The organism is Aminobacter sp. 01T433 (assembly GCF_056398585.1).
The window spans coordinates 52,391-79,034 of the sequence record NZ_JBFTPR010000009.1 but is presented as its reverse complement, the minus strand read 5'-3'; the positions used below and the strand labels follow the sequence as shown (position 1 = coordinate 79,034).

Below are 26,644 nucleotides of genomic sequence, written 5' to 3'. Positions count from 1 at the left end.
AAGGGAGAAGTCATGGACACCCAGATGCTGATCGGCTCGAAGTTCGAAAAAGGGACCGAGACGGAAGAAGCGATCCTCAACCCGCGCACCGGCGAGACGATCCTCAGCCTGCCCGAGGCCTCACAAGCACAGATCGAAGCGGCGGTCGCCGCTGCCGAAAAAGCCTTTGCAGGCTGGTCGAAGACCACGCCGGCGCAGCGTTCCGGCTATCTGCTCAAGATTGCCGACCGGATCGAGGCCGAGGCGGAAGGTTTCGCCAGGCTCGAAGCGCTCAATTGCGGCAAGCCGATCAATGCCGTGCTCAATGACGAGATACCTGCCATCGTCGACTGCTACCGCTTCTTTGCCGGTGCTGTACGCTCTATGCCGGGGCTTGTGGCGGGCGAATATCTGCCCGGACACACCTCGATGATCCGCCGCGACCCGATCGGCATTGTCGCTTCCATCGCGCCGTGGAATTACCCGCTGATGATGATGGCGTGGAAACTGGCGCCAGCCATTGCCGGCGGCAACACCGTGGTCTTCAAGCCGTCGGAGCAGACGCCGCTTACGGCACTCAAGCTGGCGAGGATCCTTGCAGAGGTCTTGCCGGAAGGCGTGGTCAATGTCGTGCTCGGGCGTGGCGAAAGCGTCGGCAACACGCTGATCAACCATGCCAAGGTCAACATGATCTCGATCACTGGCGACGTCGCCACCGGCAAGAAGGTGCTGCAGGCGGCGGCCAAGTCGGTCAAGCGCACCCATCTCGAACTCGGTGGCAAGGCGCCGGTCATCGTCTTCGACGACGCCGATATCGACGCGGTGGTCAGTGGCTTGCGCGCCTTTGGCTATTACAATGCCGGCCAGGACTGCACTGCCGCCTGCCGCATCTATGCCGGCAAACGCGTCTACGACAAGCTTGTGGCCGACCTGTCGTCGGCTGTCTCGACAATTCGTTTCGGCCATGCCGACGACACCGAAAACGAGATCGGGCCGTTGATCTCCAGGCGCCAGCGCGACCGCGTCGCCTCCTTCGTCGAGCGTGCCTCAGAACTCAAGCACATCGAAATCACCACCGGCGGCAAACCGGGCGAGGGCGGTGGCTTCTATTACCAGCCGACGGTCGTTGCCGGCGCGCTGCAGGAAGACGAGATCGTGCGCCGAGAGGTGTTCGGGCCGGTTGTTTCGGTGACGCGGTTTTCGGATGTCGACGAGGCGGTCAACTGGGCCAATGACAGCGATTACGGACTGGCGTCATCGGTGTGGACCAAGGACATCTCGCGCGGCATGTCGACGGCTGCTCGGCTGCAATACGGCTGCACCTGGATCAACACGCACTTCATGCTAACCAACGAGATGCCACACGGTGGGCTCAAGCAGTCCGGCTACGGCAAGGACATGTCGGTCTACGCGCTGGAGGACTACACCGCCGTGCGCCACGTGATGATCGCGCATGGGTAGCTCTCTTCTCCCCATTTACGGGAGAAGATGCCGGCAGGCAGATGAGGGGCAGCGCTGCCTTCTTGTACGTTGGAGCCGCCCCTCAACCGGCCCTTCGGGCCACCTTCTCCCCGTAAACGGGGAGAAGGAAACAAGGGAGGAAGAAACATGCATCGCCGCCAGTTTCTCGCATCCGCAGCCATTGCCGCTGCGTTTATCGCTGCCGTGCCGGCAATCACGCCGGCTTGGGCACAAGACAAGCCGCAAGCAACTGTAGAGGCCTATCTCGCCGCCTGGAACGCCCATGACTCGGCCAAGGCGGCCGGGCACTTCGCCGACAATGTCGTTTACTACGACGCCTCAGTCGGCAAGCCGGTCGAAGGCAAGGACGCAGCCAAGACCGGCGTCATCGACAATTTCTTGAACGCCGTTCCAGATGCCGTCTGGAAGATGAAGGGTACACCGGTGGTTCAGGATGATCGCGTGTCGTTTGAATGGGAGTTTTCAGGGACCAATACAGGCGACTGGGCCGATGGCACCAAGGCTACCGGCAAAAAGTTCTCTTTCACCGGCGCATCGATGTTCTCGGTCAAGGACGGAAAGATCGCCACCCAGAGCGACTACTACGACGCGCTCGGCTTCTATAAGCAGCTTGGGCTGATGTAGCGGGTCAAGCGGCGCCATATTGTTTCATCAGCGTCAATCTTGACGCCCAGGGTTCTTGAATAGCTCGTGCAGCATGCAGCGCTGCCGCACCGACTTGTCTTGGCTACGCACTGCCATTTCCGCATGACGGCCGAGGCCGTAGCCGCCATGATTGCTTTGGCGCGGCCACGCGGTGACGCGGCGATGGCAGTGCCAGATGAACTAACCAAAGCCGATGTTTCGCAAACTCCATCCGCTTGGCGGCCCGGATTTGAAATCCTCTCGCTCTCCATACTCTACAAATTCCGTAGAGTTAATGGAAGTTGGGCGATTGTGAGGAGCCGGAAATGTTAAAGCAGCTCGTGGTGGGAATTTCGGGTAACCTGACCCGTCCGTCGAAGACCAGACTGTTCATCGATCACATCGTTGGGCAAGTCGCCAAAAGCACCGGGGCAGCCTCGGCTACCTACGACATCGAAGACCTTGGCCCGTCCTTCGCCCAGGCAAGGCATGTCAGCGATCTCGACCTGTCCGCACGGACCATCGTTGAGCAGCTGTCGAGCGCGGCGATACTGGTCGTCGGCTCGCCCACTTTCAAAGGCAGCTACACCGGCCTGTTCAAACATTTCTTCGACCTTCTCGACCCAACCTCGCTCAAAGGCAAACCGGTCATTCTGGCGGCGACCGGTGGCGGCGAGCGCCATTCGCTGATCGTCGAGCACCAGCTTCGCCCGCTCTTCGGCTTCTTCGAGGCGCTGACAATCCCGACCGCCATCTACGCTTCCGACAGGGATTTCGCTGACGGCGTGATCGTGTCCGAAGCCATCCGCACCCGTGCCCAGCAGGCGGTCGACGAGGCCTGTCGGGTCGTGCAGGCACGCGCAAGCGTTTCCTTGGCCGCTTGAGCCAGGCCGCAAACCAGCAAAAAACCCATCAGACCTGACCAACCTGCGGCCCTTGCCGCCGGATCGACCTTTGTCGTCTTCACAAGGAGATCGTTATGACCAGACAGATCAAACTTGGCGCCTTCCTGCCCGGTGGCGGACAGCATATCGCCGCCTGGCGCCACCCCGGCTCGCCCGCCGACGGCGCGACCAGTTTCGCCTTCCACACCGAGCTTGCCCTCACAGCAGAACGCGGCCTGTTCGACGCCTATTTCCTTGCCGACAATCTGTCAGTTGGCCTCGGCGGACGTGAAGGCGGCAACGCCAAGATCGCCGGCTTCGAGCCGGTCACGCTGTTTGCGGCGCTGGCACCGCTGACCAATCATTTGGGCTTCATCGCCACCGCCTCCACCACCTACGAAGAGCCTTATACGCTCGCCCGCAAATTCGCCTCGCTCGACCTTTTGTCGAATGGCCGCGCCGGCTGGAATGTCGTTACATCCGCCGGCGACGAAACGGCGCGCAATTTCAATCGCGACAAGCAGCCCGACCATGCCGACCGCTATGCCCGTGCCAGGGAGCACGTCGACACCGTCAAGGCATTGTGGGACAGCTGGGAAGACGACGCCTTCATCCGCGACAAGCAGTCGGGGCGCTTCTACGACCCCGCCAAGGTCCACGACATCGACCACAAGGGCGCGCATTTCGCCGTCAAGGGACCGCTCAACGTGCCCCGCCCGGTGCAAGGGCATCCTGTCGTCGTCCAAGCCGGCCAGTCCGAGGACGGGCGCAGGCTGGCAGCGCTTTCGGCCGAGGTTATCTTCACCGCGCACCAGAACCTCGCTTCGGCGCAGGAGTTCTACCGAGACATCAAGGCGCGCGTGATCGCCGAGGGCCGCGTCCCTGAACATGTCCTGATCATGCCCGGTGTCGCTCCCTTCGTCGGCCGCACCGAAGCCGAAGCCCGCGCCAAGTACGACAAGCTCAATGAGCTGATCCTGCCCGAGGACGGCGTTGCCCTGCTCAACGGATTAACCGGCGGTACGCTCGACATCAGGGGCTATCCGCTCGACGGGCCATTGCCCAAGAGTGTCGAAACCGAGGGCATGAAGAGCCGCCAGGCGCTGCTCCGCCAGATCGCCGACGAGCATAACTTCACCATCCGCGAACTCTACCACTGGGTGGCGACCGCGCGCGGCCACTACACGATCGTCGGCAGCGCCACCCAGGTCTCCGACCAGCTCGAGGAATGGTTCCACAACGAAGCCGCCGACGGCTTCAACATCCTGCCGCCATGGCTGCCGGGCGCGCTCGACGACTTCGTCGATCTCGTGGTGCCCGAGCTTCAGCGCCGCGGCCTGTTCCGCACCGCCTATGAGGGGCGCACGCTGCGCGAAAATCTCGGCCTGCCACGCCCGGTGAACCCCTGGACCTTGAGCCGCAGCTCGCTGCAGGCCGCCGAATAATCGCGAAGGAGAAGACGATGAGTTTGCAGCACATAGAGCAGCCGACAGTCATCGGCGCGGGCATCAGCGACGGCACGGCCGGCATCGAATTCGTACAGCGCAGCGGCCAGGTAGCGGCTCGTTTCCTGTCACGCTACGGCGTTTTGCTGGGCTTCCTCGCGCTCTGGCAGATTTCGAGCACCAGGGGCTGGATCAACCCTGCGGTCATCCCACCGCTCGACGCCATCGTCGCAGCCCTGTGGAAGGGCGTCGTCGGAGGTGCCTTGCTCGACGACATCGCCATCTCCCTGCAGCGCTCGGGCACCGCCTTTGCCGCTGCGGTCGTCGTGGCGATCCCCCTTGGCCTGTTCATGGGCCAGGTTCGATCAGTCGAACGTGCGCTTGATCCGATCCTGCAGGTCTTCCGGCAGACATCGGCGCTCGCGCTCTACCCGATCTTCATCCTGCTTTTGGGCCTCGGCGAGGCTTCCAAGGTCTTCGTCATCTTCTGGGCGACGCTGTTTCCGCTGCTCTTGAACACCATCGGCGGCGTCAAGGAGGTCGATCCCAAGCTGATCGAGATGGCGCGGGTCTATGGCGCGTCCAGGCTGACCGTATTCCGCCGCGTCGTCTTGCCGGGTGCGGTGCCTTCGATCTTTGTCGGCCTCAGGCTGTCGGCGACGACTGCGCTTTTGCTTTTGATCGCCTCCGAGATGATCGGCGCCAACAAGGGCGTCGGCTTCCAGGTCATGAACGCCCAGTACAACTTCCAGATCCCGCTGATGTTTGCGGCGATCGTCCTGCTGGCCGGCCTCGGCCTGCTTTCCAACTATGCGCTCGTCTTGCTGCAACGCCGCCTCTGCCGCTGGAGCAGCGCTGCCAGCTGACCGCACGACCGCAATGTCCAACCGGTCCTATCAACCATGAAAGAGATCCGACCATGACACTTTCCCGCCGTTCCCTCGGCCTCGGTGCCGTTCTCGCCCTTGGGCTTTCCGCCGCGGGCCTGCCCAGCTTCGCGCTTGCGCAATCACCTGAAATCGTGAAATTCCGCTACCTTGCCAGTCAGGGCGGCGTCTCCCCGCATGAACTTGCTTACGAGCTGGGTTACTACAAGGATCTCGGCGTCGAACTGGAGAACGTCGGCTACGCCCAAGGCGGGCCGGCCTCGCTCTTCGCTCTGGCTGCCGGTAGCGTCGACCTCGGTTCCGCCGCGACTTCGGCGGTGATCAACTCGATCGCTGGGGGCAACGACTTTGTCGCCGCCTATCCCAGCAACGGCATCAACGACCAGGTCCAGAGCGTTTTCTACGTGCTCGACGACAGCCCGATCAAATCCATCGCCGACATTGCCGGCAAGTCGATCGCGGTCAACACGCTGGGCGCCCATCTCGACTACACCGTCCGCGAAGCACTTCACCAGGCGGGCCTGCCGCAGACCGCCGCCAACCTCGTTGTGGTGCCTGGGCCGCAGCTCGAACAGATCTTGCGCTCGCGCCAGGTCGACATTGCCGCCCTCGGCTATTGGCAGTCGACTTTCGAAGGTGTGCTGAAGGAACATGGCGGCGTCCGTGCTGTCTTTGACGACACCGATGTTCTGGGCGAGATCGCCGGCGGCTTCATCGTGCTGCGCCGCGACTTCATCAAGGCGCATCCCGAGGCCGCGCGCCACTTCGTCGAACAAGCGACCCGCGCCGCCGACTGGTCGCGCCAGAACCCGGACGAGGCGCGCAAAGTCCTTGCCAAGATCCTGAATGACCGCGGCGAAAATGGTGAGCTTGCCAAGCACTGGACCGGCTTCGGACTTCGCGAAGGCGCACAGGCGACCCCGCGCGACCTCGATTTCTGGATCAATGTGCTTGAACGCGACGGCTCGGTGCCCAAGGGCAAGTTCACGGCCACGGATCTTTTGTTCCAGCCGAACGCCGAAGCGAAATCGAACTGAGAGCGAAGATGAGCATCTCCGACAGCACCCGCCGCGGCGAGGTTTCGATCCGCGACCTCTCCAAATCCTTCGCCATCAACGGCCGTCCGCTGGCCGTGCTCAAGGGCCTCAATCTCGACATCCGCGCAGGCGAATGCCTCGTCATTGTCGGGGCCAGCGGCTCGGGCAAGACCACGCTCTTGCGGGTGCTTGCCGGCCTGGAGGCGGCGGACGGCGGACGGGTTCTGATCGACGGCGCGGAGGTTGCCGGCGTCGGCACCGATCGCGCGGTGATCTTCCAGGAACCGCGTTTGCTGCCTTGGCTCACCGTGCTCGACAATGTCGCCTTTGGCCTGGAGGTGCGCGGCGAGGCGCGCAGCCGGGCCGAGGAGCGGGCTCGCGACTACATCGCGCTCGTTGGTCTCGGCGACTTCGCCGATGCCTACCCTAAGCAGCTCTCGGGCGGCATGGCCCAGCGTGTCGGCATCGCCCGTGCGCTGACCGTCCAACCCGAGATACTGCTTCTCGACGAGCCCCTCGGCGCGCTTGACGCGATGACCAAGATCACCATGCAAGAAGAGCTCGCCCGCATCTGGAGCGAGGAGAACGTCACCATGATCATGGTCACCCATGACCTTGAAGAGGCGGTCTATCTCGCCGACAGGGTTTTGGTCCTGCCCAAAGAAAAAGGTGCTGCGGCGCGGCTGATCGAGGTCGATCTTCCCAGGCCCCGCGACCGCAGCGAAGCCCGTTTCGTCCGCTACCGCGAGGAACTGCTGCGCGAATTCGGGCTGCACTGAAGCATAGGCGCGCTCGACGATGTCGAGCCCCCGGTTTTCGCCTTGTCGGATTTGGCGACAACCCGAATGCGGCAATGGATAGTCCGAACGGACCTGTAAGCAGGCGTCGAAGCCGGCATCTTAAGCAAAGATCAGCCGCAGGACGCCATGACCAAGCCGCGCGAATATGTCTGTAGTTCCCACACGATCAGCGGTGTTGTGCCGGGAGGACCGAAGGCTACGCGTCACGCCTTCGCAGCAAGGGTGGAAGCGTGTGCCGCCGCCGGCTACACCGGCATGTGCCTGCATTTCCGCGATTACTCCGAACAGCGCCAGGCGGGATTTGGCGATGCCGAGATGCGCCAGATCCTCAAGCGGAACGGCATGAAACATGTGTCGGTCGAGTTCCTGAGCGACTGGTTCATGGACGGCGAGGTCGGCGAGGTGGCGCGCCGCAACGAGATATGTGCGTTTGAGGCGGCGAATGCCTTTGGTGCCAAGGTGCTCAATGTCGGTCCCGATCTCGGTGGACGCGGCATAGCCATGGAGGTCATGCGGGAGCGGTTTGCAGCACTTTGCGCGCGTGCCGCGCAACACGACATCGAAATCGCGCTCGAACTGGTCGCCTGGGGAAACGTGCGCGACGTCGATATCGCATTGCGCCTCATCGAAGGCATTCCCAACGCCGGCTTGGTGATCGATGCCTGGCACATCTTCCGCGCCGGCGTGCCGCTGGGCGATTTGAAGCGGATTCCTGCCGATCGTGTGCTCTGCGTCCAGGTCAACGATGCGGGGGCAGAGCCAAGTGGTGCGCTTGCCGCCGACACGATGAACCGGAAATTGTGCGGGCTAGGCGCCTTTAACCTCAACGCATTTATCGGGACTCTCGACGGCATGGGCATTCAAGTGCCGTTGAGTGTCGAGATCATTTCTCCACAGCAGTCGGAGCGCGAGCTGCAAGACGCCGCGGCGGTATCCCTTCTGAGCGCAAGGCGCTGCTTCGACAGGATTTGAACGCGCTGACGTTGCGCGTGTTTTCCTGTCTGAAATTTGCAGCGCGACGTTAGTCCGTTCGAACGATGTTGCGGCGGCGGTGGCTCCGCATAAGCTCCTTGCAAAATACCTACCCTCATCATGCGTTCGGGCTAGCCCGGCGCCAGCAAGGGCAGGGTCATAAGTGCGGTCAGGGAGGCGAGCTTATGCTCAGTGAAATACTGATCATCGTGATACGCGGGATCGCCATAGGCTCGATCTTCGCCACCATCGCGATGAGCTTCAACATCGTCCATGGCGCGACGAATATCTTCAATTTTGCCCAGGGCAACATGTTCATCCTGGGCGGTTTCGCCGCCTACTTCCTGGCCAATCAGGTAGGGCTTGGGCAGTGGACGCTGATGCTGGTCCTCACCGGCCTGCTCATTGCCGCCGTGGTCACCTTCCAGGGCTACATCACGCTTTTGCCGCTGCGCTCTTCGGTCGAGCAGGATAGCTGGCTGATCTCGACCGTTTCGGTCTCCGTGATCGTCGCTGCACTCTTGATGATCACACAGGGGCCGTTCGCTTACTCCGTCTCCAGCGTCGTGCCGAGCTTCCGTATCCTGGGCACGCGAACGCCGGGTGCCTATGCGTTGGCGATTGTTGCGATGATCTTCTGGTTCTTCGCGCTGCGCTTTTTCTTGCGCAAGACCTTCATCGGTCTCGCCATCAGCGCGTTGTCGCAGGATTTCGATGCCGCTCGTGCCGCTGGCCTTCCCGTGCGCCGCCTGCAGCTGATCTCGTTCGCCATCAGCGGCCTGATGGTCGGCACCGTCGGCTTCCTGGTTGCACCGGTGATTTCGGTGAGTCCCGACGCCGGTCTGAAATACGTGCTTAACGGCTTTGTCGCGGCGGTCGTTGGCGGCATCGGCTCCAATGCCGGAACGCTGATCGGCGGCCCGCTCGTCGGCGTGGTCGCCATGCTGACCGCCTACAAGGTCGGCGGAGCCTACCAGGACCTGGCTTCGCTGCTGGTTCTGGTGATCATCCTGATGTTCCGACCGCAGGGCCTGTTCGGCCGCGTCGGCGCAAGGCGGGTGTGACCATGCAGGCGAGTGCAAACGTGCAGACGCGGCCCATGTCCGTGACCGCAGAAACCAGGCCGAAAGGTCGCTTCAACTCCGACCTGACGCAGGTGTGGATCGGCGTGGCGCTGATCGCGATCACCGGCTTCGGTCCGGTCATCCTCGGCAATTCCTACTGGATCCACACCTTCCAGCTGGTCAACATCTATATCGCCGCGGCGATCTTCCAGAACATGCTGTTTGTCGATGCCGGCCAAAAATCGTTTGGCCAGGGCGCGATCCTCGGGCTTGCCGCCTATGGCGCGGCGATCCTCTATGGGCTGCATGACTGGCCATTCGCCCTGGCAGCGCTTGGCGGCGTCGTCGCTGCGGTGCTCGGCGGCCTGCTGTTTGCCTTGCCGGCGTTGCGCGTGCAGGGTTTTCATCTCGGCTTCGTCACCATGAGTGCTGCAATCGTGTTCCCGCAGCTTTTGGTCACGCTCGACAAGTGGACCAACGGCATTAACGGCATCAGCGTTTCCGTGCCTGAGCTGACCGATCCCGCCGTCTTCGGCATGTCGCTGCTGGCGATTGCAGTGGCTGTGTTTCCGATGATTGCGCTTGCCGCGCATTACCAGATCCGCCGTTCAAAGCTCGGTCGCAGCATGTTCGTGGCAGCTCTCAGCCCGGAAGCCGCGCGTTCGCTGGGCATCAAGCCGGGCGTGATGCGCTTCGTAGCCTTTATTGTCGCTTCGATCGGCACCGGCATCTGCGGCATCCTCTATCTGCCGACGGTCGCCTTCGTCAGCCCGCAAGGCTTCAACATCGAGCTTTCGTTTGTCTTCTTCTTCGCCGTCGTCGTCGGCGGGCGCGGGCAAATGCTCGGCCCCATCATCGGCATCTGGATCGTCTTCATCCTGCCCAACATCTTGCTGGCGCAGTTCGTCGAATACCGCCTGCTGATGTATGGCTGCCTGACGCTGGCGGCGGTGTTGATTTTCCCTGACGGCATCGTCGGCTCGATCGAGCGCCTGCGCGCCAAGCGCAAGCAGACCGGTGGCGGCGAACAGGCTTTCCGCATCGACGGCTTCCTCGCCAACCTCCAGTCGGGCAAGGTCGCGCGCGAACCAACCGATCAACTGGCCGTCGAGGTGCGCAACGGCACCAAGAAGTTCGGCCAGGTGGTGGCTGTCGACAGCGTCAACCTCAAGGTGCGCAAGGGTGAGGTTCACGGCCTGATCGGAGCCAATGGTTCGGGCAAGACGAGCCTGCTCAATGTTCTGACCGGCCTCAGCCGCCTGAACACAGGTTCGTTCATGATCAACGGTGTCGATGCGACCAATATGGCCGCCGACCGCATCGCCAATATGAGCCTTGGCCGCACGTTTCAGGCGCCGCGCATCTTCAGCCAGCTGTCGCTATGGGACAATCTGAAGATCGGCATGGACGCCCGCGTGGGGGCTGCGAGCCCCGACATCACGGCACTTGCCAAGGCGATGGAGAGCGAGTTCTGCCAGGACAGCGCCAATCTTCTGTCGCACGGCCAGCGCCGGCTGGTGGAGGTGATGCGCACGGTGCTCAAGGAGGCGACCATCGTATTGTTTGACGAGCCGGCGGCCGGCCTGTCGCAGGGCGAGCGCACCAACTTCGCCAATCTGGTCAGATTCCTGAGCCGCCAGATGGGCAAGACTGTGATCCTTGTCGAACACGATCTCGACCTTGTTTGGGGTATCGCCGACACGATCACGGTTCTGGAACAGGGCCGGGTGGTTTCCTCGGGTAAGCCGGATGTGGTCGCTAAAGACCCGGCGGTGCAGCATATGTTCGTGGGGTCGCGCCATGCTTGAGGTCAAGAATCTGGTGGCGGGCTACGGCACGATACCGGTGCTGCGGGATGTTTCGCTGACGGCCAAGGCAGGTGAGATCCTGCTTGTCGGCGGCGAGAACGGTGCTGGAAAGTCGACATTGATGCGGGCGATCGCCGGCTTCAACAAGCCCGATAGTGGTCAGGTTCTGCTGGAGGGCAGGTCTATCGGCGGGTTGGCGCCGGAAAAGGTGGCGCAGTCGGGACTGCGGCTGGTGCTCGACGGGCACCGGGTGTTTCCCGAGCTCAGCGTGTTCGACAATTTGCGCATGGGAGCTGCGGCACGGCGCGGCGACCGGGCCGGCTTCAACAATGCTGTCGAGGAAATCTACGCGGTTTTTCCGATCCTCAAGGAAAAGCACAAGCTCTACGCCCGCGACCTGTCAGGCGGACAGCAGCAGATGCTGGCGCTGGGCCAGGCCTTCATCGCTCAGCCGAAGGTTCTGCTCTGCGACGAGCCATCTATGGGGCTCGCCCAGGCGCTGCTGCCGCCGATCCTCGCCTTCCTGCGCCGATGGGCGCAGACCGGAACGGCGGTGGTCATCGTCGAGCAGCATCTTGCAGTGACAGCACCCTACGCTGATCGCGCGATGATCATCGAGCGCGGCAAGGTGAAATTCTCCTGCTTGGCTTCCGAACTCGACGAGAAGTTGAACGCTCCGGCGCCAGCGGCGGCGGAGTAGGGACAAATGGCTGGGGAGGATGCGGCTGCGAGCATGACGCCGCGCCCACATATCAGCTTTCGGGGCAGCGTTGAGCCGCATTGGCTCGACGTCAATCGGCATATGAACGTCTCGTGGTACGACCGGGTGTTCGACATCGCCGAGACCGAACTCTTCGAGGTCTTCGGCATCCACGACGACTACATCCGCAGCACCAGCTACAGTTTCTTTCGGTTGGAAAAGAGTGTGCGCTACGAGCGCGAGCTGATGCCGGACGCCAAGCTCGAAGTGCGCAGTACTGTGCTGTGGACCGACCTCAAGCGCGTTCACCATTTCCACGAATTATGGAACGTCGATCAGGGTTATCGGGCCGCGACCGTCGAGGGCCTGTCGATTCATGTCGATCTGCGCGTGCGCAAGGCAGCGAAGATCGTCGTGCCTGATGTGGCCGACCGACTGTCGGCGTTGGCTGCTGAACACGCGCATCTGCCTTGGCCCAAGGGCGCGGTGCGGCGAGATTTCAGGAAATGACAGGCAGCGACGACCTCGAATTCGACTACGTCATCGTTGGCGCAGGTGCTGCCGGCTGTGTGCTTGCCGCTAGGCTTTCGGAAAACCCCGCAATGCGTGTGGCCGTCATCGAGGCTGGCGGGCTGGACAAGGCGCCGTTGCTGAAGATACCCGGCGCCAACATCGTGACCGGCACCAACCCGGCCTACAACTGGGGCTACGAGACCGAACCGGTAAAGGCATTGGGCGGGCGGCGGCTTTATTGGGCGCAGGGGCGCATCGTCGGCGGGTCGAGTTCGATCAACGGCATGATGTACATGCGCGGCCATCGCAGCGACTATGACAACTGGAAGGCGCTCGGCTGCGACGGTTGGGGTTATGACGACGTCTTGCCCTATTTCAAGAAGTCGGAGACCAACGAGCGTGGCGCGAGCGCCATCCATGGCGACAATGGGCCGTTGCAGGTTTCCAAGGGGCAGGGCACAGCTCCGGTCTGCGACATGTTCCTCGACGCTGCCAGGCAGGAAGGGCTGCCGCTCACCGACGACCTCAACAAGGATACGCCCGAGGCTTTCGGTCATGTCGACATGACCATCGGCAAGGGCAAGCGGTCGAGCGCGTCTGCGGCGTTCCTGCATCCGGCGCTGAAGCGGCCCAATCTGACGCTGTTCGTCGATGCGCCAGTGCTTCGTGTCGTCATCGAGCGCGGCATCGCCACTGGCGTGGAGTTCGCCCGGGCGGGACGAGTGAAACTGGCGTGCGCGCGCAAGGAGGTGGTCCTTTCCGGCGGTGCGGTCAATTCGCCGCAATTGTTGATGCTGTCGGGCGTTGGGGAAGCAGCACGACTGCAGAAACTCGGCATCAAGCTGGTGGCTGACAGGCCAGAGGTTGGAAAGAACCTCCAGAACCACCCTATGTATCGGCTGATGTACACGACAACCAAGCCGGTGAGTGCCTACAGCCACGTCCGTCCATGGGGGGCGCTCAAGGCTGGGGCGAAATACATGTTCGGGCGAAGCGGCGTGTTGAGCCGTGGGCTGTTTCCGACGAGTGGGTATTTCCATGCCACCGAAGGCGATCCGGGCAGCGAAATCCAGGTGTGCATGGCGCCAGCACTGGTCATCCGGCGCGGGCCGGGCGTGCTCGGCATGTTACCCAAGGAGCATGGGTTCACGCTGCTGCTCAACCACGGATCGCCCTACAGCCGCGGCCGGGTGACGCTGAAATCAGCCGATCCGCTTGTTCACGCAGCGATTTCGCCGAATTATTTCTCCGACCCGCGTGACATCCGCATCCTGGCAGAGGGTGCCGACCGGGCGCGCGCCATCGTGCATCAGCCGGCTCTTGCAAGCTCGCTTGGCAAGGAATTGCTGCCGGCCCGGCCGATACGCTCGCTGGACGATTTGTGTGCCGACATATTGGCGACAACGGTGACACACTACCATGCCGCCGGCACCTGCCGGATGGGCGCAGATGAAGACTCGGTGGTCGATCCGCAGCTGCGCGTGCGCGGCGTCGAGCGGCTCAGGGTGGCGGACGCTTCGGTGATGCCTGTGCTGGTCAACGGCAACACCTATGCCGCGACCATCATGATTGCCGAAAAGGCGTCTGACATGATCAAGGCAACTGTAAATTAATACAAATGCTTAGCGACTAGCGATGATGGAGTAGGCGAGATGGAAAAGCGCGTTCTGGGCCGTTCGGGCCTCGAGGTTTCGGTGGTCGGCCTCGGCTGCAACAACTTCGGCGGCATGATCAAAAGCCTCGACACTGAAGGTGCGCGCAAGGTGGTGCATGCCGCGCTCGACGCCGGCATTACGCTTCTCGACACCTCCGACTCCTATGGCGTCAATAGCGGCTCGGAGACCGCGCTGGGCGAAATCCTTGGGGACCGGCGCAAAGACGTGGTGCTGGCGACGAAGTTCGCTTCGCCGCTCAATCGCGAAAAGAGCACGCGCTACAACGGCTCGCGCGGCTACATCATGGGTGCGGTGGAAAACAGCCTGCGCCGGCTCAAGACTGACTACATCGATCTCTACCAGTATCATTTCCCCGATCAGCTGACGCCGATCGAAGAGACGCTGCGCGCGCTCGACGATCTCGTGAAGCAAGGCAAGGTGCGCTACCTCGGCTGCTCCAATCTGCCGGCATGGCAGCTGGTCGACGCCAGCTGGACGTCGCGCCACCACAATCTGCACGGCCTGCAATCAACCCAGGCCGAGTACAATCTGATTTCGCGTGCTGCCGAAACCGAGCTGTTTCCAGCGATGCGCCGTACGGGCATGACGCTGCTGCCCTATTTCCCGCTGGCGAGCGGCCTTTTGACCGGCAAATACCGCAAGGGCCAGGAGATGCCCGCCGATACCCGCATGAACATGGCCTACTTCAAGGCCGGCCTGACCGACCCCAATCTCGACAAGGTGGAGAAACTGATCGCTTTCAGCGAGGCGCGCGGCAAGACCATCCTTGAGCTGGCCTTCTCCTGGCTCGCGTCGCAGCCGATCGTGTCGAGCGTCATCGCTGGCGCAACGCGTCCCGAACAGGTTGTCGCCAATGCTGCCGCTGCTTCGTGGAAGCTTTCGGCGGAAGACCTGGCCGAGATCGACACGATCTGCAAGTGACTGGACGGCGCACTGCGCCGCCAATGCGTTAGTCCCTTTGGACGATTGCGCCGCTAGCTGACGGACGTAGTTTCCGTCAGCTACGAATTTGAATTGGCAGCGGAAAATCTGAAATGAGTGATCTGGTAGAGCCGCGCACGGCCGATATCGCCTATGAGACCGACCAGCCGGTTCTCTACGAGACCGAAGGGCCGATCGCCTGGGTGACGATGAACCGCCCACAGTTCAACAATGCCCAGAACTCGCAGATGACCTATGCCCTCGACGACGCCTTCAAGCGCGCCGTCGACGACGATGCGGTCAAGGTCATCATCCTGCGCGGCGCGGGCAAGCACTTTTCCGCCGGCCACGACATCGGCACGCCTGGCCGCGACGTCAACAAGACCTTCGACCGCCGCCTGATGTGGGCCGACCACACCAACAAGCCGGCGGCCGAAATGCTCTATACCCGCGAGCACGAGGTCTATCTCGGCATGTGCCGACGCTGGCGCGACCTCCCCAAGCCGACCATCGCCCTAGTGCAGGGTGCTTGTGTTGCCGGCGGGCTGATGCTGGCCTGGGTCTGCGACTTCATCGTCGCAACTGACGATGCGTTTTTCCAGGATCCGGTGGTACGCATGGGCATTCCCGGCGTCGAGTATTTCGCGCATGCCTTCGAGCTGCCGCCGCGCATTGCCAAGGAGTTCCTGATGATGGGCGAACGCATGCCTGCGGCACGGGCCGAAAAGTACGGCATGGTCAACAAGATTGTCTCGCGCGAAGAGCTCGAAGGCGCCGGTCGCAGCATGGCGAGCAAACTCGCCGAGTATCCGCGCCTTGGGCTGTGGCTGTCCAAGCAGGCGATCAACCATGTCGAGGACCTGCGCGGCAAGCGCACGGCCATGGATGCGCACTACCACATGCACCATTTCGCCCATGCCCAGAACGACCTGACCACCGGCAACACACTGGGCGGGCAGGACGCCAAGAGCATGGCAGCAGCCAACAAGAAGCAGGCTGGCGAAGGCTAAGCCATTCGCCGCCAGATCGACCCAACAGGATTTCCCAAGCGTGGATTTGAACTACACCGATGAGCAGAAGGCCTTCCGGCAGGAAGTGCGCTCCTGGCTCGAAACCCATGTGCCGCAAAAGCCGCTTCCGTCCTTCGACGCCAGCCGCGAAGGTTTTGAAGCGCATCGCGCCTGGGAGCGCGTGCTGAACGAAGGCCGCTGGGGCATGGTCACCTGGCCCGAAAGCTATGGCGGACGCGGTCTCGACCTTATCCAGTGGCTGATCTTCGAGGAAGAGTACTATCGCGCTGGCGCGCCGTTGCGCGTCAACCAGAACGGCATCTTCCTGCTTGGCCCCACGCTGATGGAATATGGCACGCCGGAGCAAAAGGCGCGCTTCCTGACGGCCATGGCCTCCGGCGATGAGATCTGGGCACAGGCCTGGTCCGAGCCGCAGGCGGGTTCCGACCTGGCGGCGGTGCGCGCCACGGCTATGCTCGAAGGCGACGAATATGTGCTCAAGGGCCACAAGATCTGGTCGTCGCGCGCCGTCTTCGCCGATTGGGCTTTCGGACTGTTCCGCACCGATCCGGCCTCGCAGCGTCACAAAGGCCTGTCGCTGATCTTTTTCCCGCTCAATGCGCCAGGCGTGCGCGTGCAGGCGATACCGCAGATCGATGGCGAGACCGGCTTTGCCGAAATCTTCCTCGACGATGTTCGTGTGCCGGCATTCAACCGCCTGGGCGGCGAGGGTGAAGGCTGGAACATCTGCATGGCGACCGCCGGCTTCGAGCGCGGGCTGATGCTGCGCAGCCCGGCACGCTTCCAGGTGGCGGCGCGCAAGCTGGTCGAGCTCTACAAGGCGCATGAGGCCGAGGTGGAACCCATCGTCCGTGCGGCTGTGCTGCAGGCCTGGATGGACGCCGAGGCCTATGCGCTGTCGATCTATGCCACAGCATCGCGCCTTGCCGCCGGCGGCCATATAGGTGCCGAGGCCAGTACCAATAAGATATTCTGGTCGGAAATGGATATCGCGTTGCACAAGACGGCATTGTCGATCCTCGGCGCGCGTGCGGAGCTCCTGCGTAGCGCGCCTGAGGCGGGCGACATTGGGCGCTGGCTCGACGGCTATTTCTTCTCGCTGGCCGGTCCGATCTATGCCGGTTCGAACGAGATCCAGCGCAACATCATTGCCGAGCGCATGCTCGGCCTGCCGCGTGCTTGAAGGGGAGGCGAAAAGATGGATTTCCGTTTCTCCGAAGAACAGACGATGACCGCTGACGTGGTTCGCGAACTGCTTGCCGATGTCTGCCAGCCGGCCGACCTGCGCCGGCTGATGGGCGAGGGCGGTGCGCGAGACGAAAACCGCTGGGCCAAGATCGTGGAGATGGGCCTTGCGGGCGCGCTGGTCGACGAAGACAGGGGCGGGCTAGGCCTCAAGGCCATCGATTTTGTGCAGATCGCCGAAGCCTGCGGTTATGCCGGCTTGCCGGAACCGCTGGTCGAGAATGCGGGTGTGGCACTTCCGTTGCTCGCGGAATTTGCTGACAATCCACGTGCTGCATCAGTGCTCGAAAGAGCGCTGGCGGGCGAGGTGACCGTGGCGGTGGCTCATCCGGCCAATCCATTCGTTGCCGATGCCGACAGCGCGGTGGCGGTGCTGGTGGTCCGCGACGGGGCTGTGCATCTGGTGGACACGGCTTCACTGAAGCTCACGGCGCAGCCGAGCGTCGACCCGTTTCGCCGCCTTTTCACAGTCGAATTCACGCCAAGCTCTGAGACGTTGGTGGCAGATGCGGAGCAGGCGGCAGCACCGCTTGCGGCTGCGCTCGACCGTGGCGCGCTGTTTGCAGCCGCGCAGATGCAAGGCATGGCCCAGCGCTGCGTCGACCTCGGCGTTGCCTATGCGAAGGAACGCCAGCAGTTCGGCAAGCCGATCGGCTCCTATCAGGCGGTGAAGCATCATCTTGCGACTGCGCAGGTGAAAATCGAGTTCGCCCGGCCGGTGCTGCATGCGGCAGCTGCTCAACTCGAGAGCGCCGACCTCTACAGCCGCGCCCGCATCTCGCAAGCCAAGCTCGCCTGTACTGACGCTTGCGACGTCGCTGCCCGGACCTCGATCCAAGTGCATGGCGCCATGGGCTATTCGTGGGAGGTGGATGTTCACTTCTTCCTCAAGCGCGGCATTGCGCTCACCAATTGGTGGGGCGGTACCGCCTTCCACCGTGAGCGCGTCGCCGCACGCGTCTTCGGTCGCCCGCTCGGACCCGCACATACCTTTGCCAAAGAGGCCGAAAATGCCTGAAGCCTATATCGTCGACGCCATCCGCACGCCTGTCGGCCGCAAGAAGGGCTCGCTTGCGGGCCTGCATTCGGCCGATCTCGGCGCTCATCCAATCAAGGCACTCATGGCGCGTACCGGCGTCGATCCGAACGCGGTCGACGATGTGATCTACGGCTGCACCGACACGATTGGTTCGCAGGCCGGCGACATCGCCCGTACCTGCTGGCTGGTGGCTGGGTTGCCCGACCATGTGCCGGGTGTGACCGTTGACCGTCAGTGCGGTTCGGCCCAGCAGGCGGTGCACTTTGCCGCCCAGGCGGTGTTGAGCGGTACACAGGACCTTGTCGTTGCCGGCGGCGTGCAGAACATGAACATGGTGCCGATGGCTTCCGCCATGATCGTCGGCCAGCAGTTCGGCTTTCCCGATCCGTTCAGCACCTCGCCGGGCTGGCTGGCCCGCTATGGCGACCAGGAGGTCAGCCAGTTTCGCTCGGCTGAGATGATCGCGGAGAAATGGCAATGCTCGCGCGAGGAGATGGAGCAGTTCGCGCTCGAAAGCCACCAGCGCGCGATTGCCGCGATCGATGAAGGCCGCTTCGTCAACGAGATTGCCCCAATCGGCGAGTTCGCCGTCGACGAGACGCCGCGCCGTGACACGACGCTGGAAAAGATGGCGACGCTGAAGACGCTGATCGAGGGCGGTCGTGTGCATGCCGGCGTCGCCAGCCAAAACGCCGACGCCTCGGCGGCGCTGCTTATCGCGTCCGAGCGCGCCGTGAAGGATCACAATCTCAAGCCTCGCGCTCGCATCCACCACATGACGGTGCGTGGTGCCGATCCGGTGTGGATGCTGACAGCGCCCATTCCGGCAACGCGACATGCTCTGGAAAAGACTGGCCTCAAGATCGACGACATCGACCTGTTCGAATGCAACGAAGCCTTCGCCTCGATCCCGCTTGCCTGGATCAAGGAGCTTGGTATTCCGCGCGGCAAGGTCAACGTCAATGGCGGCGCGATCGCGCTGGGCCACCCCCTTGGTGCCACAGGCGCGCGCATCATGACGACGATGCTGAACGAACTCGAGCGCCGCAACGGCCGCTATGCGCTGCAGACAATGTGCGAAGGCGGCGGCCAAGCCAATGTGACCATCATCGAAAGACTCTGACCATGCCTGTCTATGCATTCGAGGGCATCGTGCCGGTGGTCGACCCGACCACCTACCTGCACCCGACGGCGGTGTTGATCGGCGACGTGGCCATCGGTCCGCGCTGCTTTATCGGCCCGAACGCGTCGCTTCGCGGTGATTTCGGGCGGATCACGGTCGTCGGCGATGCCAGCGTGCAGGACAATTGCACGTTGCATACTGGTGCCGGTTCGGACTGCATCGTCGGTCGGGGAGCGACCGTTGGCCATGGCGCGATCCTCCATGGCTGCACGGTGGGCGAGAACGCGCTGATCGGCATGAACGCGGTCATTCTCGACGGGGCGGTGATCGGCGACGACAGCCTGGTGGCAGCCCTCAGCCTCGTCAAGAACGACATGGTGACACCGCCGCGCAGTCTGATCGCCGGCAATCCGGCCAAGATCATCAAGGAAATGCCTGAAGAGGCAATCCGTTGGCGCAATAATGGCGACGGCGAATACCAGCGGCTGGCCGACCGGTCGATTGCCGATCTCGTGGAATGCGAGCCGCTCCGCACCGCCGAGCCAAATCGCAAGCGCAATGCCGGCGAGGCTCGCGCCGTGCGGCTGTCGAAGACCAAGTGAGAAGGACTGACATGTCGGGTATCTGCGAAAACAGGGTTGTGATCGTTACCGGCGCGGGCCGCGGTCTTGGGCGTGCCTACGCGCTTGGTCTGGCGGCCGAAGGCGCAAAAATCGTGGTCAACGATCTCGGTGTCGGCACCCATGGCGACAGCACGGCCGAAACCCCGGCCCAGCAGGTGGTCGACGACATCAAGGCGATGGGGGGGCAGGCGGTTGCAAACTATGACGATGTCGCCGATTTCGAGGCTGGCGGGCGCATCGTCAAGGCTGCACTCGACGCGTTCGGCGACCTGCATGCGGTGGTCAACAATGCCGGCTTCGTGCGTGACCGCATGTTCGTGTCCTGCACGCCGGAGGAGTGGGACGCCGTCCTGCGTGTGCATCTGCGCGGCCATTTCTGCGTCAGCCGCCATGCCGTCGACTATTGGCGCGCCCAGCAGAAGACCGGCAAGACCATCGACGCGCGCATCGTCAACACGTCGTCTGGCGCAGGCCTTCAGGGCAGCGTCGGCCAGAGTGCTTATTCTGCAGCTAAAGGCGGCATCGCCTCGCTGACGTTGGTACAGGCAGCCGAACTGCGCCGCTACGGCATCACCGCTAATGGCCTTGCGCCCAATGCCCGCACGCGCATGACCGAAACGGCATTCGCCGAGGCAATGCAGGCAAAGGACGGCGAATTCGACATCTTCGCGCCGGAAAACACCGCGCCGCTGGTCGCTTGGCTGTGCAGCTCGGCCTCTGCCGATGTGACCGGGCAGATATTCGAGCTGATTGGCGGCAAGATCCGCGTCACGCTCGGCTGGAACGATGGTCCCGAATTTGACAATGGCAGCCGCTGGGATGCCACTGAACTCGGCGACAAGATCAAGCAGCTGGTGGCGGAGCGACCGGCGCCGAAGCCGGTTTACGGCGCGTAGGCCATATGGGCCAAACATTCAGCAAAGGGGCGTCGGCAAACCGGCGCCCTTTTTGCTGTCCGGCCAAGCTCGAATGCCCGGGCTTTGGCTGCAAAACAAAACGGGACGGCGATGCACCGTCCCGTGGTCTTTTTGATCTAAAGCCTGACGCTTCGGCGGGTGATCTCGAATCTGTGGGGGGCCGGCGGCTGCGTTCAAGCGTCTTGGGGTGCTTCTTTGCGCAGCAGGTTTTTCAGCACCTTGCCCTGGGGGCTGGTGGGCAGCGACGGACGGATCTCGACGCTGCGCGGACATTTGTAGTTGGCCATGTTGGCACGCGACCAGTCGATGATTTCCTTTTCGCTGGCGATGGTTCCTGGACGCAGCACGACGAAAGCCTTGCCGACTTCGCCGAGCCGCTCGTCAGGCACGCCGATGACGGCGACGATGCCGATCGCCGGATGGGTGCTGAGCATGCGCTCGATCTCGGCTGGATAGCAGTTGAAGCCGCCGGTGATGTACATGTCCTTGAGACGGTCCTCGATGCGCAGATTACCGTCCGCATCGAAGTAGCCGACGTCGCCTGTGTGCAGCCAGCCTTCGGCGTCGATAGTCTTGGCGGTCGCTTCGGGGTCGTTGAAATAGCCCTTCATGACGATGTAGCCGCGGATGACGACCTCGCCGGGCTGGCCGTCAGGCAGGAAATTGCTGTCATCGCCCATGATGCGGACCTCAACGCCGGGAGCCGCCTTGCCGGCGGTGTTGGCAATGACCTCGTCGGGATCGGTTGCCAGGCACATGGTGCCGTAGCCGCCACATTCGGTCAGGCCGTAGCCGTTGACGACCCCAGCAAATCCAAGTTCCTCGCGCATGCGCCGGATCAGGATCGAGGGCACGACCGCGCCGCCAGTGACGCCGAGGCGCAGGCTGCTTGTGTTGAATTTAGCCAGTTCCGGATGCTGGAGCATGCCGTGGAAGATGGCGGGCGGGCCAGGGATGACGCTGATCTTTTCTTCCGAGACGCGGCTGAGGATTTCTCCGGCATCGTAAGTGAGGTGCGGCATCAGCACAGCGCCGCGCATCATCGAGACGATGGCGCCGGAGCGGTAGCCGAAGGCGTGGAAGAAGGGTGGGATCACGAGGATGCGGTCGTGTTCGCGGATGCCGACGCGTGTCGCCCATGCGTCGATCGCCTTGAGGCACTGCTGGTGGCCGTACATGACACCCTTGGGATAGCCCGTGGTGCCAGAGGTGAAGAGCATATCGCAGAGGTCGTCGGGGCCGACAGTTGCTTCGCGTTCGGCAAGCTCGGCATCGCCGACGTGCTCGCCACCGGCAACGAAGGTCTCCCAGTCGCTGTCGCTGCCGCGCGTCTCGCCGATGACCACCACCTGGCGCAGGATTTCGCGCGTTTCGGCTTTGAGTTGGTCGGGATAATAGGTGCCCAGGAATTCGCCGACGGAAAACAGCATCGAGGTGCCGCTGCGCTTGACCAGTTCGGCGATCTCGGTGCCCTTGAAACGGGTGCTGGCGGGGATGAGCACGGCACCGGCGCTAACCAGGCCAAGGGCCGTGGCGAACCATTTCCAGGTGTTGGGCGCCCAGATCATGATCCGGTCGCCCTTTTTGACGCCGGCTGCGATCATCGCCTTGGCGACGCGGCGCCGGATTGCGTCCAGCTCGACGAAACTTAAGGTGATGCCGTCCTCGATGGCGGTACGCGTGCCGTAGACTTCGGCCGCGCGCGCGCAAAGATTTGGAATGGTGGTGAATTTCCAGTCGGCGTCTTCTGATATCATCTGGTTACCTGTCCGGCGCGGGACGACGATTTGGCTGCGCGTCGGTGCCAGCCGGGCTAGTTTGGCGGAAACATAGGCATCGAACACCGTCCAGCATCGTCCGAAGGGACGAATAAACCGGCCGTTGATGGACTTAAAGGCGTGTAGGACCACACGCAACGGCAGACGCAGGCTGGAGAACGACATGAGCAGTGCCACACATCCGGCTTCGACCATTTTCGAGGGACGTGTGGTCGTCGTGACCGGCGGCACCAAGGGCATCGGCCGCGCTATCGCTGAAGGCTTTCTGGGCGCCGGCGCGACAGTCGTGGTCTGCGCGCGCGGCGAGCCTGACAGCCTGCCGCATGCCAACGGCCGCCGAGCGATCTTCATGCAATGCGACGTGCGCACTGCCGCAGCTTGCAAGGAGCTGATCGACAAGGTCGGCGAAGAGCATGGCCGCGTCGACGTGTTGGTCAACAATGCCGGTGGCTCGCCCCATGTCGAGGCCGCGACGGTTTCACCACGATTTTCCGACGCCATCGTCAATCTCAACCTCATGGCGCCGCTCTATCTTTCCCAGGCGGCCTATCATTGGATGGCCAAGCTGCCGGAAGGCGGCAACATCATCAACATCGCCAGCGTTTCGGCCCGCCGGCCTTCGCCAGGCACGGCTGCCTATGGTGCGGCCAAGGCCGGGCTGCTCAGCCTGACCACCAGCCTGGCGCAGGAGTGGGCACCGAAGATACGCGTCAACGCCATCGTCGTCGGCCTGGTCGAGACTGAAAAGGCCGCCGAAACCTATGGTTCGCTCGAAGCACAACAGGCAATTGCCGCCTCGGTGCCAATGAGGCGCATGGGCCGGGGTGAGGACATAGCGGAGGCTGCTCTTTACCTGGCTGGGCCGACGGCGGGTTTCCTGACCGGTACGACGCTCGAGGTCCATGGCGGCGGCGAGACGCCGTTGTTTCTCGATCTCATCAAACGCGACGCCAAGCCGGACGCGAGCTGAGCACGGCAGGGCGAGGCCTCAATACAATGGTCCTTATGGACGATGTTTCCACCCGCCTTTGAGTGGCAGGGCGGGGACTGATTTTGAGGAGACGATCAATATGAACTCAACGCCCTACCGCCGGCGCACGCTCGCTGCAGCGCTGATGTCCTTCACCGCGCTTGTTGGTGTCAATGCCGCACAGGCCGAAGAGACGATCAAGATCGGCGGTATCATGTCGCTGACCGGTGCTGGCGCCTCAATCGGCAAGAATGCCGAGATCGCCTGGAAACGCGCCATCGACGACATCAATGCTGCCGGCGGCATCCTCGGCAAGAAGGTCGAGCTGGTGCTCGCCGACACCATGACCGATCCGACGCATGGCGTCAGCGAAATGCGCCGGCTGATCGAAAGCGAAAAGGTGCAGGCCGTGGTCGGTCCCGCCACCAGCCAGGAAACCATGCCTTTGATGCCTATCGGCACGGAGGCCAACATCGCGCAGATTTCGAGCGCCGCCTCGACGCAGTTGACGCCGAAGGTCGGCCCGTTTCATTTCTCGACCTCGCCGATCGGCGAAAACCAGATGATCCCGAACATCGCCTATGCGCTCGACGTGCTGAAGCTCAACAAGCTGGCGCTGATCTCCGACAATGGCGGCATGTCGAAGGCGGCTGTCGCCGACATCGTCAATTACATGAAGGCCAAGGGCGTCGAGCCTGTTGCTGTTCAGGAATTCGCCTTCCGCACCGAAGATATGACCCCGCAGCTGTTTTCGCTGCGCAGTTCGGAAGCGCAGGCGGTGTTGCTGATCAATTCGATCGGCGACGACTCGCGAAAAATGCTGGAAAACCGTTACGACATCGGCTGGGACGTGCCGGTGCTAGCGAGCCTGACCATGACCAACTACGCGGTCGGCAATGCGGCAACGATCGGCACTGAGCCGTTCGAAGACGTCTACTCGGTGCAGTTCGAAGGCATGACTTATTGCCCGGGCGATGCGCTGGGCGAGAAGGAATTCGCAAAGTTCGCCGCCAAGGCGAAGGCTGACATTCCGGACCTGGACCGCATGGGCGGCCCTTCTGCGCTGACGCCGTATTACATCCAGCCCTTTATCCTAGCCGCCGCGATGAATGGTTCGGGCAAGACCGACGGCAAGTCTGTCGCGGCCTGGATCGAGGCGAATGCCGGCACCATCCAGACCCTCACCGGCAAGCTTGCGGCGAGTGCCGACAATCACTTCCTGCCTTCGGTGGAGAGCCTGAAGGTGGTCAAGAACCCGTATCTGTTGCGCGAGGATGGCCTGGTCGAGCGCGCCGATTGCGCCCAATAGTCCAGTGCAGCATCAGATTTCGAAAGGCGCTGCCGGATTCCGGCGGCGCCGTTTTCGTTTTCAGATGCAGGTTTGAGTGGGGCTATATCCGTCGCGATTTAAATCCATAATAACAATATATTATTAGAATTTTCTATCTTGAATAATTAGCTCTGCGGCGCGCCAGGCGAGCGCCATGACTGGGCCGTTGGTGTTGCCGGATATCGGCGCTGGAATGACCGAGGCGTCGACAACCCGCAGGCCGTCTACACCATGGACACGCAGGCGTTCGTCGACCACAGCGTCGGCGTCGCTACCCATGCGACACGTGCCGATGGCATGCAGGCCGGAGACGAAGGTGCCCTGAAAAGCGGCGAGCAAATCCTCGTCTGTTTGCACTGATGCCCCTGGCCAGATCTCTTCTTTCACGTAGGGGCGTAGCGATGGCTGGGCGACGAAGTTGCGCATGGTCCGCATCATCGCGACTGCCATACGGCGATCGCCTTCGGTGGCGAGCCAGTTGGGCTTGATCTGCGGCATGTCGCGCGTGTCAGGCGTGCGGATGTTAACCTCGCCGCTGCTCTCGGGACGCAGCGCATAACCGATGATCGTCAGGCCCGGCTTGTCCTCGAGCTTCAGCCTGCCTTGCAACAGGCCGCGAGCGAAGGTGTAGGGCGAAAGCGACAGTTGAATATCGGGGTAGGCGACATCGGGCGAAGAACGGACGAAGCCGCCCATTTCGGACGCGCCAAAACTCATCAGGCCTGTGCCGGTGAGATAGTAGCGCATGACCTCGCCAGCGAGGCGCAGGCCGCGCAGGCGGACATTGTGGCCTGACATGCCGGCCAGGCGGTGAGGCAGGGCGACGACGAGGTGCTCGGCGAGGTTCTTGCCTACCCCGGGCAGTGCCGCGACGACATCGACGCCAGCCGCGGCGAGTACGTCCGCCGGGCCAACGCCCGAAACCTGCAGCAGTTGCGGCGACTGGATCGCGCCGCAGGCAACGATCACTTCGTGCCGGGCGCGCACGACCTCTTTGCGCGAGCCGCTGTCGAATTCGACACCGACGGCACGGCGGTCTTCAAAGAGGATCCGTGTCGCCTGCACGCCGGTGCGCACGACGAGGTTCTTGCGCTTCATTGCCGGTTGCAGGAAGGCGCGGGCGGCACTCATGCGCCGGCCATCATGGCCGATGGTGTGGGTATAGGTGCCGATGCCTTCACGGCTTTCGCCATTGAGGTCGTCGAGCCTTGCCAGCCCCAGCGATGCGCCGGCTTCGAAGATAGCGTTGCCGAGCGGATCGGCGAGGGGCCGCATGCTGACCTGAAGCGGGCCGTCGCCACCGCGAATGTCAGTTGCGCCGCGCTGGTGGTTTTCGATCTTGCGGAAGACAGGCGCCATGTCGGACCAGTCCCAGCCATTCGCGCCAAACTTGCGCCAACTGTCGTAATCCTCTGGTGCACCACGACAATAGAGCATGCCATTGATCGAGCTTGAGCCACCGAGTCCGCGACCACGTGCCCAAATCTCGCCTGCGGGACGACCTTCTTCACCTTCGACCGGGAAGTTCCAGGAGCGCTTTGGGTGCCTGGTCAGCTTCACCCAACCGCGCGGCATGCGCACCAGCGGGTGCAGGTCGGAAGGGCCAGCCTCAAGCAGCAAGATGCGGTGCGCCGGGTTTTCGCTCAGCCGGTTGGCCAGCACACAGCCAGCTGATCCGGCGCCAACGATGATGGTATCGAATTCGCTCATGCGGCGATGTCTGGAGCTCCAGCCCCCAATCGCATCCCACAAACGAACTAACAGGTGCTAGACGATGCCAGAAGCGCGCAGCTTTT

24 protein-coding genes are annotated in these 26,644 nt (G+C 62.7%); 22 read left to right on the top strand and 2 right to left on the bottom strand.

Features of this window, described 5'->3' with window-relative positions:
- The first annotated feature begins 12 nt into the window (after positions 1–12).
- The 20 genes from AC1DLV_RS17180 (at position 13) to AC1DLV_RS17085 (ending at position 20,749) form a co-directional block, all read left to right on the top strand.
- Positions 13–1,440 carry a gamma-aminobutyraldehyde dehydrogenase gene (locus AC1DLV_RS17180; protein WP_476801111.1) on the top strand — a complete coding sequence of 476 codons (1,428 nt, stop codon included), beginning with the start codon at positions 13–15 and terminating at the stop codon, positions 1,438–1,440.
- Between the two features lie 147 nt (positions 1,441–1,587).
- Positions 1,588–2,085, top strand: a complete 498-nt coding sequence (locus AC1DLV_RS17175; RefSeq protein WP_476801110.1) for an ester cyclase — start codon at positions 1,588–1,590, stop codon at positions 2,083–2,085.
- Between the two features lie 326 nt (positions 2,086–2,411).
- Positions 2,412–2,969: an FMN reductase gene (msuE, locus tag AC1DLV_RS17170; RefSeq protein ID WP_476801109.1), complete on the top strand. Its 558-nt coding sequence runs from the start codon at positions 2,412–2,414 to the stop codon at positions 2,967–2,969.
- Between the two features lie 95 nt (positions 2,970–3,064).
- Positions 3,065–4,414, top strand: a complete 1,350-nt coding sequence (locus AC1DLV_RS17165; protein WP_476801108.1) for an LLM class flavin-dependent oxidoreductase — start codon at positions 3,065–3,067, stop codon at positions 4,412–4,414.
- 17 nt (positions 4,415–4,431) lie between these two features.
- On the top strand, positions 4,432–5,280 hold the full coding sequence (locus AC1DLV_RS17160; RefSeq protein WP_476801107.1) for an ABC transporter permease: 849 nt from the start codon (positions 4,432–4,434) through the stop codon (positions 5,278–5,280).
- Positions 5,281–5,333: 53 nt separating this feature from the next.
- Positions 5,334–6,338, top strand: a complete 1,005-nt coding sequence (locus tag AC1DLV_RS17155) for an ABC transporter substrate-binding protein (protein ID WP_476801106.1) — start codon at positions 5,334–5,336, stop codon at positions 6,336–6,338.
- An 8-nt stretch (positions 6,339–6,346) separates the two neighbouring features.
- Positions 6,347–7,117 carry an ABC transporter ATP-binding protein gene (locus AC1DLV_RS17150; RefSeq protein ID WP_476801105.1) on the top strand — a complete coding sequence of 257 codons (771 nt, stop codon included), beginning with the start codon at positions 6,347–6,349 and terminating at the stop codon, positions 7,115–7,117.
- A 147-nt stretch (positions 7,118–7,264) separates the two neighbouring features.
- On the top strand, positions 7,265–8,110 hold the full coding sequence (locus AC1DLV_RS17145; RefSeq protein WP_476801104.1) for a sugar phosphate isomerase/epimerase family protein: 846 nt from the start codon (positions 7,265–7,267) through the stop codon (positions 8,108–8,110).
- A 185-nt stretch (positions 8,111–8,295) separates the two neighbouring features.
- On the top strand, positions 8,296–9,174 hold the full coding sequence (locus AC1DLV_RS17140; protein WP_476801103.1) for a branched-chain amino acid ABC transporter permease: 879 nt from the start codon (positions 8,296–8,298) through the stop codon (positions 9,172–9,174).
- Positions 9,175–9,209: 35 nt separating this feature from the next.
- The gene (locus AC1DLV_RS17135) at positions 9,210–10,982 is read left to right on the top strand and encodes a branched-chain amino acid ABC transporter ATP-binding protein/permease (RefSeq protein ID WP_476801102.1); all 1,773 of its coding nucleotides are present in this window, start codon (positions 9,210–9,212) and stop codon (positions 10,980–10,982) included.
- Positions 10,975–11,682: an ABC transporter ATP-binding protein gene (locus AC1DLV_RS17130; RefSeq protein WP_476801101.1), complete on the top strand. Its 708-nt coding sequence runs from the start codon at positions 10,975–10,977 to the stop codon at positions 11,680–11,682. Before AC1DLV_RS17135 ends, AC1DLV_RS17130 begins: the two co-directional genes overlap by 8 nt.
- A 6-nt stretch (positions 11,683–11,688) precedes the next feature.
- The gene (locus AC1DLV_RS17125) at positions 11,689–12,192 is read left to right on the top strand and encodes a thioesterase family protein (RefSeq protein ID WP_476836197.1); all 504 of its coding nucleotides are present in this window, start codon (positions 11,689–11,691) and stop codon (positions 12,190–12,192) included.
- Positions 12,189–13,808: a GMC family oxidoreductase gene (locus AC1DLV_RS17120; protein WP_476801099.1), complete on the top strand. Its 1,620-nt coding sequence runs from the start codon at positions 12,189–12,191 to the stop codon at positions 13,806–13,808. The genes AC1DLV_RS17125 and AC1DLV_RS17120 overlap by 4 nt, the downstream gene beginning before the upstream one ends.
- 39 nt (positions 13,809–13,847) lie before the next feature.
- Positions 13,848–14,792, top strand: a complete 945-nt coding sequence (locus tag AC1DLV_RS17115; protein ID WP_476801098.1) for an aldo/keto reductase — start codon at positions 13,848–13,850, stop codon at positions 14,790–14,792.
- Positions 14,793–14,905: 113 nt separating this feature from the next.
- Positions 14,906–15,802, top strand: a complete 897-nt coding sequence (locus AC1DLV_RS17110) for an enoyl-CoA hydratase (RefSeq protein WP_476801097.1) — start codon at positions 14,906–14,908, stop codon at positions 15,800–15,802.
- A gap of 40 nt (positions 15,803–15,842) precedes the next feature.
- A complete protein-coding gene (locus AC1DLV_RS17105; RefSeq protein WP_476801096.1) occupies positions 15,843–17,006 on the top strand; it encodes an acyl-CoA dehydrogenase family protein in 1,164 nt (387 codons plus the stop codon).
- 15 nt (positions 17,007–17,021) lie between these two features.
- A complete protein-coding gene (locus AC1DLV_RS17100) occupies positions 17,022–18,086 on the top strand; it encodes an acyl-CoA dehydrogenase family protein (RefSeq protein ID WP_476801095.1) in 1,065 nt (354 codons plus the stop codon).
- Entirely contained in the window at positions 18,079–19,230 is a 1,152-nt protein-coding gene (locus AC1DLV_RS17095) for an acetyl-CoA C-acetyltransferase (RefSeq protein WP_476801094.1), read from the top strand. The genes AC1DLV_RS17100 and AC1DLV_RS17095 overlap by 8 nt, the downstream gene beginning before the upstream one ends.
- 2 nt (positions 19,231–19,232) lie before the next feature.
- Positions 19,233–19,832 (top strand): gamma carbonic anhydrase family protein, encoded by a 600-nt coding sequence (locus tag AC1DLV_RS17090; protein ID WP_476801093.1) that lies wholly within the window; start codon positions 19,233–19,235, stop codon positions 19,830–19,832.
- Positions 19,833–19,843: 11 nt separating this feature from the next.
- Entirely contained in the window at positions 19,844–20,749 is a 906-nt protein-coding gene (locus AC1DLV_RS17085) for an SDR family oxidoreductase (RefSeq protein WP_476801092.1), read from the top strand.
- 194 nt (positions 20,750–20,943) lie between these two features.
- On the opposite strand, the gene AC1DLV_RS17080 is transcribed toward AC1DLV_RS17085, so the two are convergent.
- On the bottom strand, positions 20,944–22,527 hold the full coding sequence (locus AC1DLV_RS17080; RefSeq protein WP_476801091.1) for a FadD3 family acyl-CoA ligase: 1,584 nt from the start codon (positions 22,525–22,527) through the stop codon (positions 20,944–20,946).
- A gap of 184 nt (positions 22,528–22,711) precedes the next feature.
- On the opposite strand from AC1DLV_RS17080, the gene AC1DLV_RS17075 reads away from it, so the two are divergent.
- Together AC1DLV_RS17075 and AC1DLV_RS17070 are read left to right on the top strand one after the other, a co-directional pair.
- Complete coding sequence (locus tag AC1DLV_RS17075) at positions 22,712–23,518, top strand: SDR family oxidoreductase (RefSeq protein WP_476801090.1); 807 nt, start codon at positions 22,712–22,714, stop codon at positions 23,516–23,518.
- A gap of 100 nt (positions 23,519–23,618) precedes the next feature.
- Positions 23,619–24,827 carry an ABC transporter substrate-binding protein gene (locus AC1DLV_RS17070; protein ID WP_476801089.1) on the top strand — a complete coding sequence of 403 codons (1,209 nt, stop codon included), beginning with the start codon at positions 23,619–23,621 and terminating at the stop codon, positions 24,825–24,827.
- Positions 24,828–24,950: 123 nt separating this feature from the next.
- Here AC1DLV_RS17070 and AC1DLV_RS17065 read toward each other — a convergent pair whose 3' ends face one another.
- Positions 24,951–26,558: a GMC family oxidoreductase gene (locus tag AC1DLV_RS17065; protein WP_476801088.1), complete on the bottom strand. Its 1,608-nt coding sequence runs from the start codon at positions 26,556–26,558 to the stop codon at positions 24,951–24,953.
- Between the last annotated feature and the right edge of the window lie 86 nt (positions 26,559–26,644).